The organism is Pseudomonas sp. RtIB026, assembly GCF_016861355.2.
In the GTDB taxonomy this organism is placed as follows: Bacteria; Pseudomonadota; Gammaproteobacteria; order Pseudomonadales; family Pseudomonadaceae; genus Aquipseudomonas; species Aquipseudomonas peradeniyensis.
In genome coordinates this window covers 3,712,785-3,729,181 of sequence record NZ_AP023348.2, presented here as the reverse complement: position 1 = coordinate 3,729,181, position 16,397 = coordinate 3,712,785, and the positions used below count along the sequence as shown (strand labels likewise).

The 16,397-nt window shown below is 66.4% G+C and carries 16 protein-coding genes; 11 read left to right on the top strand and 5 right to left on the bottom strand.

Translation table 11 applies throughout. From position 1 onward, the window contains the following. Positions 1–90 precede the first annotated feature (90 nt). Positions 91–1,818, bottom strand: a complete 1,728-nt coding sequence (locus PRtIB026_RS16750) for an NAD(P)H dependent flavin oxidoreductase family protein (RefSeq protein ID WP_203646331.1) — start codon at positions 1,816–1,818, stop codon at positions 91–93. On the opposite strand from PRtIB026_RS16750, the gene PRtIB026_RS16745 reads away from it, so the two are divergent. Beyond that, positions 1,819–3,309, top strand: coding sequence for a PLP-dependent aminotransferase family protein (locus tag PRtIB026_RS16745; protein WP_203646333.1), 1,491 nt, complete (start codon positions 1,819–1,821; stop codon positions 3,307–3,309). A 6-nt stretch (positions 3,310–3,315) separates the two neighbouring features. On the opposite strand, the gene PRtIB026_RS16740 is transcribed toward PRtIB026_RS16745, so the two are convergent. After that, complete coding sequence (locus tag PRtIB026_RS16740; RefSeq protein WP_267812541.1) at positions 3,316–4,104, bottom strand: formate/nitrite transporter family protein; 789 nt, start codon at positions 4,102–4,104, stop codon at positions 3,316–3,318. 297 nt (positions 4,105–4,401) lie between these two features. Between PRtIB026_RS16740 and PRtIB026_RS16735 the strand changes: the two genes are divergently transcribed. Together PRtIB026_RS16735 and PRtIB026_RS16730 are read left to right on the top strand one after the other, a co-directional pair. Continuing rightward, on the top strand, positions 4,402–5,229 hold the full coding sequence (locus PRtIB026_RS16735; RefSeq protein ID WP_203646335.1) for a DNA-binding protein: 828 nt from the start codon (positions 4,402–4,404) through the stop codon (positions 5,227–5,229). A 213-nt stretch (positions 5,230–5,442) separates the two neighbouring features. Continuing rightward, positions 5,443–6,336, top strand: a complete 894-nt coding sequence (locus PRtIB026_RS16730; RefSeq protein ID WP_203646337.1) for a sterol desaturase family protein — start codon at positions 5,443–5,445, stop codon at positions 6,334–6,336. On the opposite strand, the gene PRtIB026_RS16725 is transcribed toward PRtIB026_RS16730, so the two are convergent. Next, positions 6,319–7,005: a helix-turn-helix domain-containing protein gene (locus PRtIB026_RS16725; RefSeq protein ID WP_203646339.1), complete on the bottom strand. Its 687-nt coding sequence runs from the start codon at positions 7,003–7,005 to the stop codon at positions 6,319–6,321. The genes PRtIB026_RS16730 and PRtIB026_RS16725 overlap by 18 nt on opposite strands. A 203-nt stretch (positions 7,006–7,208) precedes the next feature. Between PRtIB026_RS16725 and PRtIB026_RS16720 the strand changes: the two genes are divergently transcribed. Further along, positions 7,209–8,888 (top strand): MFS transporter, encoded by a 1,680-nt coding sequence (locus PRtIB026_RS16720; RefSeq protein ID WP_203646341.1) that lies wholly within the window; start codon positions 7,209–7,211, stop codon positions 8,886–8,888. Positions 8,889–8,948: 60 nt separating this feature from the next. On the opposite strand, the gene PRtIB026_RS16715 is transcribed toward PRtIB026_RS16720, so the two are convergent. Then, positions 8,949–9,518, bottom strand: coding sequence for a hypothetical protein (locus PRtIB026_RS16715; RefSeq protein WP_203646344.1), 570 nt, complete (start codon positions 9,516–9,518; stop codon positions 8,949–8,951). Positions 9,519–9,664: 146 nt separating this feature from the next. Between PRtIB026_RS16715 and PRtIB026_RS16710 the strand changes: the two genes are divergently transcribed. Genes PRtIB026_RS16710 through PRtIB026_RS16680 form a run of 7 tightly spaced genes read left to right on the top strand, consistent with a single transcriptional unit; the run spans position 9,665 to position 15,953 of the window. Continuing rightward, positions 9,665–10,342 carry a thermostable hemolysin gene (locus PRtIB026_RS16710; RefSeq protein WP_203646346.1) on the top strand — a complete coding sequence of 226 codons (678 nt, stop codon included), beginning with the start codon at positions 9,665–9,667 and terminating at the stop codon, positions 10,340–10,342. Beyond that, positions 10,332–11,798, top strand: a complete 1,467-nt coding sequence (locus PRtIB026_RS16705; protein WP_232856960.1) for an AMP-binding protein — start codon at positions 10,332–10,334, stop codon at positions 11,796–11,798. Before PRtIB026_RS16710 ends, PRtIB026_RS16705 begins: the two co-directional genes overlap by 11 nt. Positions 11,799–11,806: 8 nt before the next feature. After that, on the top strand, positions 11,807–12,487 hold the full coding sequence (locus PRtIB026_RS16700; RefSeq protein ID WP_203646348.1) for a TenA family transcriptional regulator: 681 nt from the start codon (positions 11,807–11,809) through the stop codon (positions 12,485–12,487). Further along, the gene (locus PRtIB026_RS16695) at positions 12,474–13,280 is read left to right on the top strand and encodes an SDR family oxidoreductase (protein WP_203646350.1); all 807 of its coding nucleotides are present in this window, start codon (positions 12,474–12,476) and stop codon (positions 13,278–13,280) included. Before PRtIB026_RS16700 ends, PRtIB026_RS16695 begins: the two co-directional genes overlap by 14 nt. Further along, positions 13,277–13,918, top strand: coding sequence for a tetratricopeptide repeat protein (locus tag PRtIB026_RS16690; protein WP_203646352.1), 642 nt, complete (start codon positions 13,277–13,279; stop codon positions 13,916–13,918). Before PRtIB026_RS16695 ends, PRtIB026_RS16690 begins: the two co-directional genes overlap by 4 nt. A 2-nt stretch (positions 13,919–13,920) precedes the next feature. Further along, a complete protein-coding gene (locus tag PRtIB026_RS16685) occupies positions 13,921–14,583 on the top strand; it encodes a response regulator (RefSeq protein WP_203646354.1) in 663 nt (220 codons plus the stop codon). Next, positions 14,580–15,953, top strand: coding sequence for a sensor histidine kinase (locus PRtIB026_RS16680; protein ID WP_203646356.1), 1,374 nt, complete (start codon positions 14,580–14,582; stop codon positions 15,951–15,953). Before PRtIB026_RS16685 ends, PRtIB026_RS16680 begins: the two co-directional genes overlap by 4 nt. Here PRtIB026_RS16680 and PRtIB026_RS16675 read toward each other — a convergent pair whose 3' ends face one another. Next, positions 15,954–16,340, bottom strand: a complete 387-nt coding sequence (locus PRtIB026_RS16675) for a VOC family protein (protein WP_203646358.1) — start codon at positions 16,338–16,340, stop codon at positions 15,954–15,956. Positions 16,341–16,397 lie beyond the last annotated feature (57 nt).

Genomic DNA, 16,397 nt, shown 5'->3' with positions numbered 1-16,397 from the left:
GCATTCACTAGGCTTTCCGACCCAGCACGGTAAAACCTCAATGCAAATCATTAACATCCAACAGTACAGCTGACGATCAGCCCGGCAGGGTCAGCTGGCGATGAGGATATCCTCGAAGAACGCCCCGACCGGTTCGCTGGGATGGCACAGCTGGATTTCCAGCACCCAGACCATCTCCCCCGGCACGATCTGCAGGTCGGCCAGCTTCTCCTGCCCGTACAGGACATGGGGGAAGTCGGCGATGCGATGCCCGGCCAGGTTGCGCTCCAGACACCAGCCCTTGGCCTGGGCACTGCGCTCGGCGACGTTGTACAGCTCGCGCCCGGTCAGTCCGCGGCGCCAGGCCAGGCGCGTCTCGTCGAACACGGCGTGCAGCGCTTTGACGCAGGCCCGGTGCAGGGGATGGTCGCCGAACACGAAGGTATCGCCATAATCGCCCTCGTAGCCGTCCCATACCGGGCCGAGATCGACCACGGCGATATCGCTGGCGCGCAGCCTGCGCTGCGGGTCGATGCCCTGGCGCGGCGTGCGCACGGTGTCGTCGCCGAAGCGGATGTAGGTCGGGTGCCAGGTGTGCGAGGCGCCCATGCCCCGCAAGGTGCGCTCGGCCATGGCCAAGGCCTGGGCGGTGGTCATGCCGACCTCCAGCTGGCTGGCGATGGCGGCCAGGGCCCGTACCGTCTGTTCGCGGGCGGCGAGCATGCCGTCCAGCGAGTAGCGCGGGCCGACTTTCTCCAGTTGCGGGTCCAGTGCGGTCGGCGGCAGCGCTGCGCCGCTGGGCACGAAGGCCTCGGCGATGAAGCGATGGGCCTGCACACCTGCGCCAAGGCATTGCTCGCGGACCTGCTGGATCATCGTGGCGTTGCCACAGGCGTAGACCTGGGTATCGGCCCAGCGATGCGCCTGGGCCAGCGCCACCTGCTGCACGCGGGCCTGGGTGGCCAGAACCGAATGCCAGCGAAACCGAGGGTGCGCCTGGCTGCACTGGTCGAGGAACGCACGGTCGTAGAAATCGGCCGGCGAGGCGCCGCCCCAATACAGCGTGACATCGGCATCGCGTGTCAGGGCCATCAGCAGCAGAGGCTTGATGCCGGCATAGCCGGTTCCGGTGGCGAACAGTACGACGGGGCGTTCATCTTCATGTTGCCAGGTGCAGGCCCCCACCGGGCCTTCGAGGTTCAGCACGTCGCCTATGCCGAGTGATGGCAGCAGGTGCTCGGAAAACAGGCCGCCAGCGACCTTGCGGATATGAAACAGCATCCGTCCCTGATCCTGCGCCGGCAGGTTGGCGATGGAGAAACAGCGGCTGTCACCGTTGTCGAGGCGGAACCTGAGGTACTGGCCGGCACGTACCTCGACGGGCTGTTCGGGTTGCAGCACCAGTTCGGTGATATCGACGCTCAGGGAGCGCTTGTCCAGTACCCGCGCGCTGAAGGCCAGCGTCGGCGTGTCCAGTGACCAGCCGGGAATCGCCAGGCGCATGTCGCCGCAAGCGTGGCTCTGGCACAGCAGCAGTTCGTCGGCGGCCAGGGGATAGGAGGGCGCGGGTGTATCCGCGTCGCGCAGCCTGTCGCGATACTGGCCGGCGACGACCTTGACCTTGCACGAGCCGCAGGCGCCTCGACGGCACGAGAAGGGCACGGCAAGGCCACTGGCGAGCATGGCGTCGAGCAGCAGCTCGTCGCCGGCCTCGAAGGTTCTGCCCGAGGGCGACAATTCAATGACATGGTGGTTGGGCATGGCGACCTCGCGGCAGTGGGAGTGGTAATTGTTGCGGTAGACTTGGACCAGGAAAACCTCCAGTTTTGGATAATTCACATGGTCCAGTTACGCAAATGGCGGCCGTTGCTCAACCTGGACGGGGGCGAGCCGCAGGCCTCCTATCGAAAGATCGTCGAAGGACTGGTCAGCGCGATCAGCGATGGCCGCCTGCTTCCCGGAACCCCCTTGCCGGGTACCCGGGACATGGCGCAACTGCTCGACGTCAATCGCAAGACGGTGATCCTTGCCTACGAGGAAGCGGCGACCAAGGGCTGGCTGTACAGCGTGCCGCGCCGGGGAACCTTCGTCAGCCAGCAGCTCGCCGCGCAGGCGACGCCGGCGCGCCAGGTGGCGCAGCCATTCGCTCCGAAATTGCGCGATGCGCCTGCCACTGCGTATTTCGCGGCGAGCGAGCAGGCAACGGCGTGGCACCAGCGCCCCGGGGCACTGTTCTTCGACAATGGCGCCTGTGACCATCGCCTGTTGCCCCAGGCGGTCCTGCACCGTTACTACCGCAAGGCCCTGCGTCACAGCTTCGCCACCAATACCGTGCGCCATGGCAGCGACGGCAGCGGCCATCACCTGCGCCGGGTGCTGGCGGACATGCTGCGCCAGGAGCGCGGGCTGAACGTGGGGGCCGAGCACATCTGCCTCACCCAGGGCACGCAGATGTCGCTGTACCTGGCCGCCAGCGTGTTGCTCAGGCCCGGTGACGTGGTGCTGGTGGAGCGGCTGAGCTATCCGCCGGCCTGGGAGATCTTTCGCCAGCTGGGTGCCCGGCTGGAGACCGTGGACCTGGACGAGGAGGGGTGTCGCGTCGAGCAGATCGAAGCGCTGTGCCGGCTGCATCCGGTGCGCTTTCTGTATGTCACGCCCCACCACCAGTTTCCCACCACCGTCAGTTTGCGCGCCGGTCGCCGGCGGCAGTTGCTGGAACTGGCGCGGCGCCATGATTTCTGCGTGATCGAGGAGGACTACGACCACGAGTACCACTTTGCCGGGCGGCCCTACCTGCCGCTGGCCAGTGATCCCCTGCAGCGCCATGTGATCTATGTCGGCTCGTTGTCCAAGTCGCTGGGCAGCACCTTCCGTTGCAGCTTCATCGTCGCGCCGCCGGCGGTGGTCGAGACGCTGAGCCGCACCGCGGCGCTGAGCCTGGGGCAGGGTGATGCGGTGATGCAGCGGATGCTCGCCGACCTGATCGAGGCTGGTGAGCTCAGGAAGCATCTGCGGCGGGTATCCAGGGAATACCGGCAGCGCCGGGATATGTTGCTGGCTTGCCTGCGGGAGGCCTTTGGCGAGCGTATCGCAGTGCAGGTGCCGGAAGGCGGGTTGGCGCTGTGGGTGAGGTTTGCCCCGTCGATCAATGTGGATCGGCTGGCGGTCGAGGCGCTGCGACTGGACCTGGTGGTGCGTGCCGGCCGGCAGTTTTCACCCGCCGGCCAACCCGAGAATGCCCTGCGCCTGGGGTTCGCCTCGCTGGATCCGGACGAGATCCGCCAGGCCGTGCAGCGTCTGGCCCAGGCTGCGAAGGCGGTGGCCGGCTGAGGCCAGCTACTGCAGCGCGCCCTGTTCCTGAGCCGGTGCGCCGAACGAGACGTAGTAGGCCAGGCCGACGAAGATCGCCCCGCCCACGGCATTGCCGAGGAACACCGCCGCCAGGTTTTCCAGCAACTGCCCCCAGCTCAGGTAGCCGGCAAAGATCGCCGCCGGGATCAGGAACATGTTGGCCACCACGTGCTGGAAGCCGATGGCGACGAAGGCCATGATCGGGAACCAGATGCCGAGGATCTTGCCGCTCATCTCACGGCTGGCGTACGACAGCCACACCGCCAGGCACACCAGCCAGTTGCAGCCGATGCCGGAGACGAAGGCATGCAGGAAATCGGCACTGACCTTGCTGGTGGCGCCCGCCAGGGTCTTGCCCAGGTACGGCCCCTCGGTCAGTCCGAGCAGATGGCCGAAGCAGTAGGCGACGAACAGCGCGCCCAGCAGGTTGGCCAGGGTCACCAGGGCCCAGTTGCGCGCCACCGCCCACAGGCGGATACGTCCGGCGAACATCGCCAGGGGCAGGCTCATCATGTTGCCGGTAAGCAGTTCGCCCCCGGCCAGGATCACCAGGATCAGGCCGATGGGAAACACCGCGGCGCCCAGCAGGGTGCCGAACGAGGCCCATGGTGTGGGGATCATGGTGCTGACGTGGATCGCCAACAGGAAACCCAGGGAGATGAACGCCCCGGCCAGGAAACCGAGGATCAGGGTGGCGCGGGTGGGTAGATGGGCTTTACGGGTGCCGGCTTCTATGACCAGCTCGGTGATCCGGGAGGGGGTATTCACAGACATTTCAACAACTCGAACGCAAGGACGACGGCTCAGGCCGTGGATCGGGGTTTGGCAGCAGCGGGGAAGGCTTCGAAGCGGGCGGCACGTTAGCTGAGGCAATTTGACGCGGTCAAATCGATAGGCTGGATGAGGTGATAGATATCATCTATGAAGGGCGGGTGTTCAAGCGGGCTGTACTATATCAAAGCGACCGTAATGGACGACCTGCAACCGACGCGCTTGAAAAGGCGGCGCGGGACGTGCAGTATTCAGAAAATTACATGGTACATGCCATGGTATGTAATGGTGGAGTGAGCAATGGCCCGCATAGGCATCGACAAGGCAGCTGTTCAGCAAGCGCGGCAGGCGCTGATGGCCCGGGGTGAGAATCCGAGTATCGATGCGATACGTATCGAATTGGGCAACACCGGGTCGAAGACCACCATCCACCGCTACCTGAAGGAACTCGATCGCCAGCCTGTGTCGCTGCTGGGCAACAGTACGGCGCTGAGCGAACCGCTGGGGCGGATGGTCGAGCGACTGGCCGCGCAATTGCAGGAGGAAGGGCAGGCACGCATCGATGCCGCCGAGGCTGCCGCACAGGCCCATTGCGCGGCGATGCAGGCTGAGCTGCAACGGGTCCAGCGCGAACTGGCCGGCGCGCTGCGCCAGGTCGAGACCTTGAGTGGTGCGCTGCACGTCGAGTCCGAACGCCTGGCCGCCAGCCAGGCCAACCTGCAGGCCGAACAATTGCGCAGTGCCGGTCTGAGCCAGTCCCAGGGCGAACTGCAGGCGCGCCTGGCCGACAAGGACGAGCAACTGCGCGCCAGCCTCGAACAGCGCCAGCAAGAGCAGCGCCGGAGCGAGACCCAGGTGCGCCAGTTGCAGGGCCAGTTGCAGACCCTGCAGCAGGGCGCCATCGCCCGCCAGGACGAACTGACTCGCCTGCACCGCGACAACGAACGCCTGCTGGCCGAGCAGCGCCAGGCGACGGCACAGAGCAGGTTGCTGGACGAGCAATTGCAGCAGCGTGATGCCCAGGTGCAAGGGTTGCGGGCGATACTGGCCCAGGCCCAGGGCGCCAATGACGAGATGCGCCGTCAGTTGGCGGCACGAATCCAAGGCGCGATCGACGGTCCCCTGTAGGAGCGGCCTTGTGCCGCGAAAGGGCTGCGTAGCGGCCCCAGGATTTCAGCGTCGATGCAAAGATCGCCGGGGCCGCTTTGCGGCCCTTTCGCGGCACAAGGCCGCTCCTACAGGGACGTGTGCAGGCCTGAGGCAGGAAATGCGCCGTTCGTTCAAGCGTCACGTTCAGGCACCAGGCAACACTCGCGGCTCCATCCATGACCGGAGCCTTCCATGCGCATCCTCTATGCCCCATGCTTCTTCCTCGGTTTCATCGGCACAGCCGTCTACCTGATCAACCTCGGCGCCGACATTCTCTGGCTGCTGCCCCTGCTCGGCGTGGCCATCCTGCTGTCGTTCACCTGCGAAGCGCTGTATCCGTACAAGCCTGCCTGGAGCGAGGCTGACGGGGAGGGCGGGCGCGATGGCTTGCACGCGCTGGTCAACGAAACCCTGAATGTCGCCAGCATCGCCACGATTCCACTGTTCGCCGGCTGGCTGCCGGCCAGCGGGCTGTGGCCCAGCCACTGGCCGGTGCTGTGGCAATTGCTGCTTGCCATACCCCTGGCCGACCTGGGCATCACCCTGGTGCACTACGCCAGCCACCGCAGCGCGCTGCTCTGGCGCCTGCACGCGGTGCATCACAGCGTGACCCGGCTGTACGGCTTCAACGGCCTGATGAAGCACCCGCTGCACCAACTGGCCGAGGCCCTCGGCGGTGTGCTGCCGTTGCTGTTGCTGGGCTTGCCGCAGGATATCGCGGCGCTGCTGGCCTTCAGCATCTCGATGCAGTTGCTGCTGCAGCACAGCAATGTCGACATGCGCATCGGCGGCCTGCGCCATCTGTTCGCCTGGGCGCCCGTGCACCGGCTGCACCATCTGAAGTACGGCACGCTGGGTGACGTCAATTTCGCCCTGTTCTTCCCGCTGTGGGATCGCCTGCTGGGGACCGCGCTGCATCTGCCTGGTTATGGGCTGGCCGATGACGACATGGGCATTGGTGATCGCCCGGACTACCCGCAAGCATACCTGGCACAGCTGCGTGAGCCGTTTCGCCCGGCAGCCACGGCGCAGCCGCCGGCACCACTGCCACGCGGCCTGCGCCAGGCCCTAGACCAGCGAGTCTGAGCGCAGGTGGCGCAGGGCCTCGCTGGCGCGGATACCGAACTGCTGACGCAGGCTGCGTGAAAGGTGCGCCGAGTCGGCAAAGCCCGCTGCCATGGCTGCTTCGGTCAGGGAGGCGCCGGTCAGGGCTTGGCGCAGGGCTTGGCGCAGACGCTGCCACAGCACCAGGCGTCGTACCGACAGGCCGAGGCTGTCGCTGAACAAGCGTTCCAGCTGGCTGATCGACAGCGCGGCCTCCTGCGCCAGCGCCGTGGCAGGCAGACGCTGGTCGTCCAGCGCACGGATCCGCGCCAGTGCCCGGTTCAGGCGAGGGTCCAGCGAACGGCGCGGTGTCAGACGCAGTGCTTGGGCCAGACCGGGGATGCTACGGGGTGCCTGTTGGCAGACGTCGAGCAAGGTCTCCAGGGAAAACGCCAGAGGTTCGGCGAACAGAGTGATGCAAGGCGGCTGATGAGCGAGGATGGCGTGGGGCTGCAGCGACCCGATGGCCAGCAACCTGCCGCTGCGCTGCTCGCCCGCGATCTCAACGCACACCTTGCCCTCGAGGGGCAGCAGCACCTGGTGGGCATAGTGGGCGTGTGCACTGGTACGGCCCGGCGTGCCGAACAGCAGGCAATGGTCATCGGCCAGCCAGAGTCGACCTCGCCAAGCGCCGTCCTGTCGTTCGTTCATCCCTGCTTCCTATCCAAATTGGCCCATAAACACTCATGCGAGTGGATATCGTTCAAAGGCCGATTATGCTTGAGGTGACTTGCCGCGATCCGAGGCCGATGCCTCGTCGTGCTTCGCGCAGCCTGCAATGCCCTTGGGCCTGGGTGCGTGCTTTGGGATCTGCTGGAGCACTCCGGTCTACCACAACCAGACGGAGGCGACCCATGGCGGTCCTAGACAGCGCATCCACGGGCAGTAGCGCGCCCCAACGTGGCATCACCCGGGAGGAGCGCAAAGTCATCTTCGCCTCGTCCTTGGGCACCGTGTTCGAATGGTACGACTTCTACCTCTACGGATCACTGGCGGCGATCATCGCCAAGCACTTCTTCGCCGGGGTCAACGAGACCACCTCGTTCATCTTCGCCTTGCTCGCCTTCGCCGCCGGCTTTGCCGTGCGGCCATTCGGCGCCATCGTGTTCGGGCGCCTGGGCGACATGATCGGGCGCAAGTACACCTTCCTCATCACCATCGTGATCATGGGTATATCCACGGCGGTGGTGGGGCTGCTGCCCAGCTACGCGACCATCGGCGTGGCCGCGCCGGTGATCCTCATCAGCCTGCGCCTGCTGCAGGGGCTGGCGCTGGGCGGCGAGTACGGCGGCGCCGCCACCTATGTGGCGGAACATGCGCCCAAGGGCAAGCGCGGCTTCTTCACCGCATGGATCCAGACCACCGCCACCCTTGGCCTGTTCCTCTCGCTGCTGGTGATCCTGGCCTGTCGTACCGCCATGGGTACCGAGGCGTTCGAGGCCTGGGGCTGGCGCATACCATTCCTGCTGTCGATCCTGTTGCTGGCGATCTCGGTGTACATCCGCCTGCAGCTCAACGAGTCGCCGGTATTCATGAAGATGAAGGCCGAAGGCAAGGCGTCGAAGGCGCCGCTGACCGAGTCGTTCGCCCGTTGGGACAACCTCAAGGTGGTGATCATGGCGCTGCTCGGCGGCACCGCCGGGCAGGCGGTGGTGTGGTACACCGGGCAGTTCTATGCGTTGTTCTTCCTGCTGCAGACGCTGAAGATCGACCCGCAGACCGCCAACCTGCTGATTGCCGGTTCGCTGCTGATCGGCACGCCGTTCTTCATCGTCTTCGGCAGCCTGTCCGACCGCATCGGGCGCAAGAAGATCATCATGGCCGGCTGCATCATCGCCGCGCTGACCTACTTCCCGATCTTCAAGGCACTGACCGAGTACGGCAACCCGGACGTGTTCGTCGCCCAGGAGCAGAACCCGGTGGTAGTGGTGGCCGACCCCGGGCAGTGCGCGTTCCAGTTCGATCCGGTGGGCAAGGCCCGGTTCACCAGCTCCTGCGACATCGCCAAGAGCCTGCTGGCCAAACGGGCCATTCCCTACGAGAACGAGAAAGCCGAGCCTGGCAGCGTGGCGCAGATCCGCATCGGTGAGCGGGTGATCCCGAGCTTCGAGGGCAGCAGCCTGGCCGCGGCGGACCTGAAGACCCAGGGCGATGCCTTCACCGCCACCTTGACGGCGGCTCTCAAGGAAGCCGGCTACCCCGAGAAGGCCGACCCGGCGAAGATCCACTACCCGATGGTGTTGCTGCTGCTGAGCATCCTGGTGATCTACGTGACCATGGTCTACGGCCCGATCGCTGCCTGGCTGGTGGAGCTGTTCCCGGCGCGGATCCGCTATACCTCCATGTCGCTGCCATACCACATCGGCAACGGCTGGTTCGGCGGCTTCCTGCCGACGGTGGCCTTCGCCATGGTCGCGGCGACCGGGGACATCTACTACGGGCTGTGGTACCCGATCGTGATCGCGGTGATGACCGCGGTGCTGGGGATCTTCTTCCTGCCGGAAACCAAGGATCGCGACATCAACCACACCTGACCGCCCGCAAGCCCGCTCCACACGCTCGTGGGAGCGGGCTTGCCCCGCGATGACGGTTGATCAGTCGAAGTACCCACGCAAGGTAAATCGGTACCCGACATCCACCGCTGAGGTCTGCGGTTTGGCATACGCCTTCTTGAGCACGAACTCGATCGCCGGTTCGTACAACCCGTCGCGCACCACGGCGCCCGCCAGTACCTCCACCACGTACCAGCCGTTGTCCAGCTCGATGATCGGCCGCCCCGGCTCCTGGTAGCGCGCCAGCAGGTCGCCCAGGGTCTTGTTGGTGAAGTGCTGCAGGACGCGCCAGGTGAACAGTATCAGCGCACGGTTCTCGACCCGCAGCACATACCCCGCGCGACGATGCTTGAGACGGCTGCCGGGCTCCAGCAGTGCCGGCGTGCGCTCGTCGAGGGTGAACAGGATGCGATAAGGCAGGTTATCGATTCCGGCCAGCGGCAGGATCACCCCTTGCGCCACCGCCAGGTCGCCGCTGTCGGTGCTGGTGAAGGCGCGGGCGAGGTCGTCGGGCAGGTCGTGGTCTTCCTTGAACTGTTCGAGCAACTGGATATCACCAAGCAGGAAATAGTCGATCAGGTCGTTGAGCACTTCGCTGAATTCGTAGCGCATGGGTAGTCCTTGTTCTGGCTGCGCCGGAGAAGTCAGCAATGTAGCAGTCCTGGCAAGGCCCGCCATCACCTATCGAGTGGGTCACTTCAGGCTGCCTTCAGATTCGCCGCCGATACTGCCTGCACTGTAACCTGCGGGGGCCTGTCATGACCGAGCCGACCTGGAACAGCCTGTTCCCCTTGCCTATTGGCAACCATGCGCCCCACCAGGCGCGGCTCACGCTGCACGACCCGGAAACATCCGGTCGCGCTGCCATAGAGCAGTTCATCCACGCACGCTTCGCCTGTGTCCACCATGCCGATGTCCATCACTACCTGCCGCAGCTGCTGGGCCTGCAGGACTGCCATGGCCGGCTGATGGCCGCCGCCGGCCTGCGCCTGGCCGCCGCTGCGCCGCTGTTTCTGGAGCGCTACCTCGATATGCCGCTGGAACGCGCCGTGGCGGGGGTGGCGGGAAGCCCGGTGCCCCGCGAACAGTTGGTGGAGGTGGGCAACCTGGCCGCACTCAGTGCCGGCAGCGCGCGGATCATGATCATCGCCGTGACCTGGTTGCTGGCTGCCCGCGGTCTGAGCTGGGTGGCCTTCACCGGTGCGGCGACGTTGCTCAACAGCTTTCGCCGACTGGGCCTGGAACCTACGGTAGTTGCTCAAGCCGACCCCCGGCGTATCGACGATGACTCCGGCGCTTGGGGCAGTTATTACGCACATCACCCGCAGGTGTTCGTCGGCAGCATCGACCAGGGCCATGCGGCATTGGCCCATGCCGGCGTGTTCGAGCGGCTGGGCCTGCCGACAATCCGCCAGGAGGCCGGTCATGCCGCATGACATCCAGAGCTTTTTCGAAACGCTGCAGGTCCATGGCCGACACCGCGGTGCCCAGCCAGCGGTACAGGGCGCTGGCGAAAGTTTCACTTATGAGCAACTGCTGTGCGAGGTTCGGCAGCGGGCGGGCTGGCTGCGCGAACAACCGCCCGGTACCTTCGCCCTGGCCCTGGAAAACGGCCCGCAAGCCCTGCTGTGGGATCTGGCGGCACTGATGGCCGAGCGTCCGTGCCTGCTGCTTCCGGGCTTCTTCAGTGCGGCCCAGCGACGCCACTGCCTGGTGCAAGGTGGCGTGACACGGGTGCTGGCCGATGCCGGCCTGGCGGCGGAACTGAGCGACTGCGGATTCACCCGGGACGCGCGATTCTGGAGCCGGGACAGCGTCGCGTCGCCGCCCCTGCCGGACGGCACCGCCAAGATTACCTACACCTCCGGCAGCACCGGGGCGCCCAAGGGCGTGTGCCTGGGCGCGACGGCCCTGGTCAGGGTGGCCCACGAACTGGAGGTCGCCAGCCGCGCGGCGGCGCCGGGCAAATACCTGGCGGTGCTGCCGCTGGCGGTGCTGCTGGAGAACCTGGGGGTGTACGCGGCGCTTCTGGCAGGCGCCAGCGTAGTGCTCTACCCACAGGCACAGCTGGGCATTGGCGGCGCCAGCCAGGTGGATTTCAGCCGTCTGCTCGGGGCCATCGCCCTGAGCGGTGCCGAGAGCCTGATCCTGGTTCCGCAGCTGCTGCTGGGGTTGGTCACGGCTATCGAACGGGGGGCGATGCGGGTCGGTCCGCTGCGTTTTGTTGCCGTGGGTGGCGCCCGGGTGGCCGACAGCCTGTTGTCGCGCGCCGCGGCGGTGGGGTTGCCGGTGTACGAGGGGTACGGGTTGTCCGAGTGCGCATCGGTGGTGTGCCTGAACCGGCCCGGGGCGCTGCGCCCGGGCAGCGTCGGACGACCGCTGCCCCATGTGCAGGTGCGCATCGCCGAGGATGGCGAGGTGCTGGTGGCGGGTACGGCGCTGCTCGGCTATCTGGGCGAGCCTGCGTTCACCGGCCAGTGGTGGCCGACCGGCGACCTCGGCCAGCTGGACCGTGACGGCTACCTGCACCTGGCCGGGCGCAAGAAGAACCAGTTCATCACCAGCTTCGGCCGCAACGTCAACCCGGAATGGGTCGAGGCCGAACTGACCCAGGGTGGGGTGATTGGCCAGGCCTTCGTGCACGGCGAGGGCCTGCCGGGCAACCTGGCCCTGCTCTGGCCCCTGGACCCGCAGGCCAGTGATGGGCAGATCGCGACGGCGCTCCGCCAGTGCAATGACGGCCTGCCGGATTACGCCCGGGTGCATGCCTGGCGACGCCTGCCCGAACCTTTCAGCGCCGAGGCGGGCACCCTGACCGCCAATGGCCGTCCGCGCCGCGACGTGATCCTGCGGCATTACCAATCACTGTTGTCCGACCTTCAGCATCCGTGAGGTACGCCATGTCCTTTTTCGAAATCCTGCAAGCGCAGACTGCGAGGGAGCGTGAAGCCTTGTTCAGCGTCCCGGTGATCCGCGATGCCTTGGGCGGGGTGGTCAGCCTTGAGGGCTACGTGGCTTTCCTGACCCAGGCCTACCACCATGTTCGCCATACCGTGCCGCTGATGATGGCCTGCGGCGCGCGGATGCCGTCGCGCCTGGAATGGCTGCGCGGCGCGGTGTGCGAGTACATCGAGGAGGAGTACGGCCATGAGCGCTGGATCCTCGACGACATCGCCGCCTGCGGCGCCGACCCGGCCACTGCCCGTGACGGCCGGCCGGCACTGCCGATCGAACTGATGGTGGCCTACCTTTACGACCTGATTGCCCGGGGCAATCCGGTAGGGCTGTTCGGCATGGTCAATGTGCTCGAAGGGACCAGCATCGCCCTGGCCACCCAGGCCGCCGGCAGGATCCAGGGCAGCCTGGGACTGCCGGACAAGGCGTTCAGCTACCTCAGCTCCCATGGCGCCCTCGACCAGGACCACATGCTGACGTATCGCGGCCTCATGGACCGCCTGGAGGACAGCGACGACCAGCAGGCGGTGATCCACGCCGCCAAGGTGGTGTACCGACTGTACACCGAAATGTTCCAGGGCTTGCCGCGGGCCGGCCAGACCGAGGTGCGCCATGCGCTTGCCTGAATGCGTGGTGGTGCTGACCGGTGCCAGTGGCGGCATCGGCCTGGAACTGGCCGAACAGCTGTGCGCCGCCGGTGCGCGGGTACTGGCGGTGAGCCGGCACATGGGCAGGCTGGCGCAGTTGATGAACCGCTACCCGCAACAGTTGCGCTGGCAGGCGGCCGACCTGCGCGGCGCCGAGGGTCGCCAGGCGGTACTGAGCGCCGCCCGGGCCATGGACGGGGTCAATGTGCTGATCAATGCCGCCGGGATCAACCGCTTCGCCTTGCTCGACCAGCTCGACGAAGCCGCCCTCGACGAACTGCTGGACATCAACCTCAAGGCCGCGGTGCAGCTCACCCGTGGCTGCCTGCCATTGCTGCGCCTGCAGCCTCGGGCACTGGTGGTCAACGTCGGCTCCACCTACGGCTCGATCGGCTACCCCGGCTATGCCGTCTACTGTGCCAGCAAGTTCGCCCTGCGCGGCTTCTCCGAGGCCTTGCGCCGCGAATTGGCCGACACCTCGGTGAACGTGCTGTACGTCGCGCCACGGGCAACGCGCACGGCGATGAACAGCAGTGCCGCGACGGCGCTCAACCAGGCGTTGAAGGTCGGCGTGGATCAGCCGGGGGATGTGGCCCGGGCCGTGCTTGCCGCGGTCCAGGCCGACCGCAGCGAGTTGTACCTGGGCTGGCCGGAAAAACTCTTCGTGCGTTTGAACGGCATGCTGCCCGGGCTGGTCGATCGTGCCCTGCGCAAACAACTGCCGCTGATTCGTCGCTACAGCGCCCACTCGGGCAAGGAGTCAGGCAAATGAAACGTCTGTTACTGGCCAGTGTGCTGGCCTTCTCGCCGGTTGTCTGGGCTCTGGACCAGGCCGGCAGCCAACGTCTGAACGAGGTGCAGCAGCGCTGGGCGCAGATCCAGTACAAACTGCCCGAGGCGCAGCGCAGCAAAGCCTTCGAGGCCCTGGCGGCGGACGCGGCGGCTTTGGTTCGTCAGTACCCGGGCTCGGCGCAGCCGCTGATCTGGGAAGGTATCGTCGACAGCAGCTGGGCCGGTGCCACGGGTGGGCTCGGCGCATTGGGCAAGGTCAAGGCCGCCCGCGCCAGCCTGGAGAAGGCCTTGGCGATGGACCCCAAGGCCCTGCAAGGCTCGGCCTACACCAGCCTCGGCGCATTGTACGACCGGGTGCCGGGCTGGCCTTTGGGGTTCGGCGACAAGGACAAGGCCGAAGCCATGCTGCGCCAGGCATTGGCGATCAACCCCGACGGTATCGACAGCAACTACTTCTGGGCCGACCACCTGTACCGGCAGAACCGCTACGCCGAGGCCCGCGCCGCCCTGGACAAGGCGCTGCGCGCCGCGCCACGTCCGGGGCGCGAACTGGCCGACGAGGGTCGGCGCGGGGAAATCGATGCTTTACTCAAGGCCATCAGGGACAAACAGGACTGAGCATGCGCCTGCTGCTGGTTGAAGACGACCCCGCCCTTGGCGAGGGGATCTGCGATGGCTTGCGCCTGGAGGGCTATACCCTCGACTGGCTGCAGGATGGCCAGAGCGCGCTGCACGCCCTGGGCGTCGAGACCTTCGACCTGCTGGTCCTGGACCTGGGCCTGCCGCGGCTGGACGGACTCGAGCTGCTGCGACGCCTGCGGGCGACCGAAAACACCATGCCGGTGCTGATCCTCACGGCTCGCGACGCGCTCGAGGACCGTATCGCCGGGCTCGATGCCGGCGCCGACGACTACCTGGTCAAACCCTTCGATCTCAACGAACTCAAGGCCCGTCTGCGCGCCTTGCTGCGGCGCAGCGCCGGCCGCGCCAGGGTGCTGATCGAACATGCCGGCGTCAGCCTCGACCCGGCCACCCAGCAGGTGCGCTACAAGGGCCAGCCGGTGGTGCTCACGCCCAAGGAGTACCTGCTGCTGCACGAACTGCTCGCCCAGCCGGGCAAGGTCTTCACCCGCGAGCGCCTGACCCGGTTGCTCTACGGCTGGGACGAAGAGCCCGAGAGCAATACCCTGGAGGTCAACATCTACCAGTTGCGCAAGAAGCTGTTCAATGGCCTGATCCGCACCGTGCGTGGCATCGGCTACCTGGTGGAGGGGCGTGCATGAGTTCGCTGCGCCAGCGAACCCTATGGCGGGTCATGCTGTTGCTGCTGGTCGGCAGTGGCCTGCTGGCGCTGTACAACTACCACGACAGCCGTCATGAGATCACCGAAGTCTACGACGCCCACCTGGCGCAGAACGCACGCCTGCTGCAAGGGGTCATGAGCCTGCCGGTGCAGGAGCAGAACCGCCAGGCGCTGTACCAGGCATTCGATGAGGCCTTGAGCAAGGCGGGGCGCCATCGGGTCGGCCACCCGTATGAGAGCAAGCTGGCCTTCCAGGTCTGGGACGACCGCGCCAACCTGCTGGTGCACACGCCCAGTGCGCCTGCATTCACCACGCCACCGAGCACGCCGGGGTTTGCCGACATGCAGGTGCAGGGTCAGCGTTGGCGCGGCTTCGTGCTGCCGGTGCCGGAGAAGCGCTGGCTGATCTGGGTAGGGGAGCGCAATGACGTGCGCTACGACCTCATCGACCGTATCGTGCGCCATACCCTGATGCCGTTCCTGCTCGGCAGCCTGGCCCTGGCCCTGCTGGTCTGGGCCGCGATCGGCTGGGGCCTGCAGCCGCTGCAGAACATGGCCCGGGTGATCCGCGGGCGACATGCCGAGTCCCTTGAGCCCCTGCAGTTGGTGCCGCTGCCCAAGGAGCTGGAGCCCATGCAGGCGGCGATCAACCGGTTATTGGCGCAGATCGACGAACTGCTGCGCCGCGAGCACCGGTTCATTGCCGACGCCGCCCACGAAATGCGCACGCCACTGGCGATCCTGCGCCTGCATGCGCAGAACGCCCAGGCCGCCACCAGCGCGGCCGAGCGCGACAAGGCCCTGGGATTCCTGATCGGCGGCGTCGATCGCCTGACCCGGGTGGTCAACCAGCTGCTGACCCTGGCGCGGCTCGAGCCGCGTCTGGCGCAGCGCGACTGGGCCGAGCTCGACCTGGCCGCGCTGGTCGTCGAGACCTTGGCGCAGCTGACACCCTGGATGCTCGAGCGCGGCCAGGAGCCATCCCTGGACATTGCCGAGGGTGCTGATTACCGCTTGTACAGCGATGCCGGCGCATTGGGCATTGCCTTGCAGAACCTGGTGACCAATGCGGTGGACCATTCGCCGCCGGGTGGACGGGTACGTGTCACGCTGCGCTGCGAGGACCATGCGTTGGTCCTGGCGATCGAGGACGAAGGGCCGGGTATCGAGGCGGCGGATCTTGAGCGCGTGTTCGAACGCTTCTACAGCAAGGATGCGCCCAATGGCGCCGGCCTGGGACTGTCGATCGTGCGCACCATCGTCCAGCGCCTGGACGCTAGCGTGCAGTTGCGCAATGGCTCGCCACGGGGCCTTTGCGCCACGCTGCGTTTTCCGGTGCAGCAGGGCTGATCAATGCCGCTGGGCGATCTGGATCAGGTTGCCGCAGGTGTCGTCGAACACGGCCACGGTGACAGCGTCCATGGCCGTGGGCGGCTGGGTGAACTTCACGCCGGCCTTGCACAGCCGCTCATACTCGGCCTGGATATCGCGCACGCCGAACGAGGTGGCGGGAATGCCGGCCTGCTTGAGCGCGGCCTTGTAGGTCTTCGCCGCAGGGTGGGCGTCGGGTTCGAGCAGCAGCTCGACGCCGTTGGGGTCGTTGGGGGAGGTGAGGGTGAGCCAGCGGTGCTCGCCCATGGGGATGTCGTGCTTGGGTTCAAAACCCAGTATATGGTGGTAGAAGGTATGGGCCCTGGCCTGATCGTCGACGAGGATGCTGGTGACCACGATCTTCATGTGTATCCCTCTGGAGGGGCAGCATCGCGCTGCGGGTACCTGGAGATTATAGAAGGA

Coding starts and splice junctions, on each gene's coding strand:
- PRtIB026_RS16680 (WP_203646356.1), top strand. CDS start 14,580: ATGAGTTCGCTGCGCCAGCGAACCCTATGGCGGGTCATGCTGTTGCTG.
- PRtIB026_RS16685 (WP_203646354.1), top strand. CDS start 13,921: ATGCGCCTGCTGCTGGTTGAAGACGACCCCGCCCTTGGCGAGGGGATC.
- PRtIB026_RS16705 (WP_232856960.1), top strand. CDS start 10,332: ATGCCGCATGACATCCAGAGCTTTTTCGAAACGCTGCAGGTCCATGGC.
- PRtIB026_RS16745 (WP_203646333.1), top strand. CDS start 1,819: ATGGTCCAGTTACGCAAATGGCGGCCGTTGCTCAACCTGGACGGGGGC.
- PRtIB026_RS16740 (WP_267812541.1), bottom strand. CDS start 4,104: ATGTCTGTGAATACCCCCTCCCGGATCACCGAGCTGGTCATAGAAGCC.
- PRtIB026_RS16675 (WP_203646358.1), bottom strand. CDS start 16,340: ATGAAGATCGTGGTCACCAGCATCCTCGTCGACGATCAGGCCAGGGCC.
- PRtIB026_RS16715 (WP_203646344.1), bottom strand. CDS start 9,518: ATGCGCTACGAATTCAGCGAAGTGCTCAACGACCTGATCGACTATTTC.
- PRtIB026_RS16725 (WP_203646339.1), bottom strand. CDS start 7,005: ATGAACGAACGACAGGACGGCGCTTGGCGAGGTCGACTCTGGCTGGCC.
- PRtIB026_RS16700 (WP_203646348.1), top strand. CDS start 11,807: ATGTCCTTTTTCGAAATCCTGCAAGCGCAGACTGCGAGGGAGCGTGAA.
- PRtIB026_RS16735 (WP_203646335.1), top strand. CDS start 4,402: ATGGCCCGCATAGGCATCGACAAGGCAGCTGTTCAGCAAGCGCGGCAG.
- PRtIB026_RS16730 (WP_203646337.1), top strand. CDS start 5,443: ATGCGCATCCTCTATGCCCCATGCTTCTTCCTCGGTTTCATCGGCACA.
- PRtIB026_RS16690 (WP_203646352.1), top strand. CDS start 13,277: ATGAAACGTCTGTTACTGGCCAGTGTGCTGGCCTTCTCGCCGGTTGTC.
- PRtIB026_RS16695 (WP_203646350.1), top strand. CDS start 12,474: ATGCGCTTGCCTGAATGCGTGGTGGTGCTGACCGGTGCCAGTGGCGGC.
- PRtIB026_RS16710 (WP_203646346.1), top strand. CDS start 9,665: ATGACCGAGCCGACCTGGAACAGCCTGTTCCCCTTGCCTATTGGCAAC.
- PRtIB026_RS16720 (WP_203646341.1), top strand. CDS start 7,209: ATGGCGGTCCTAGACAGCGCATCCACGGGCAGTAGCGCGCCCCAACGT.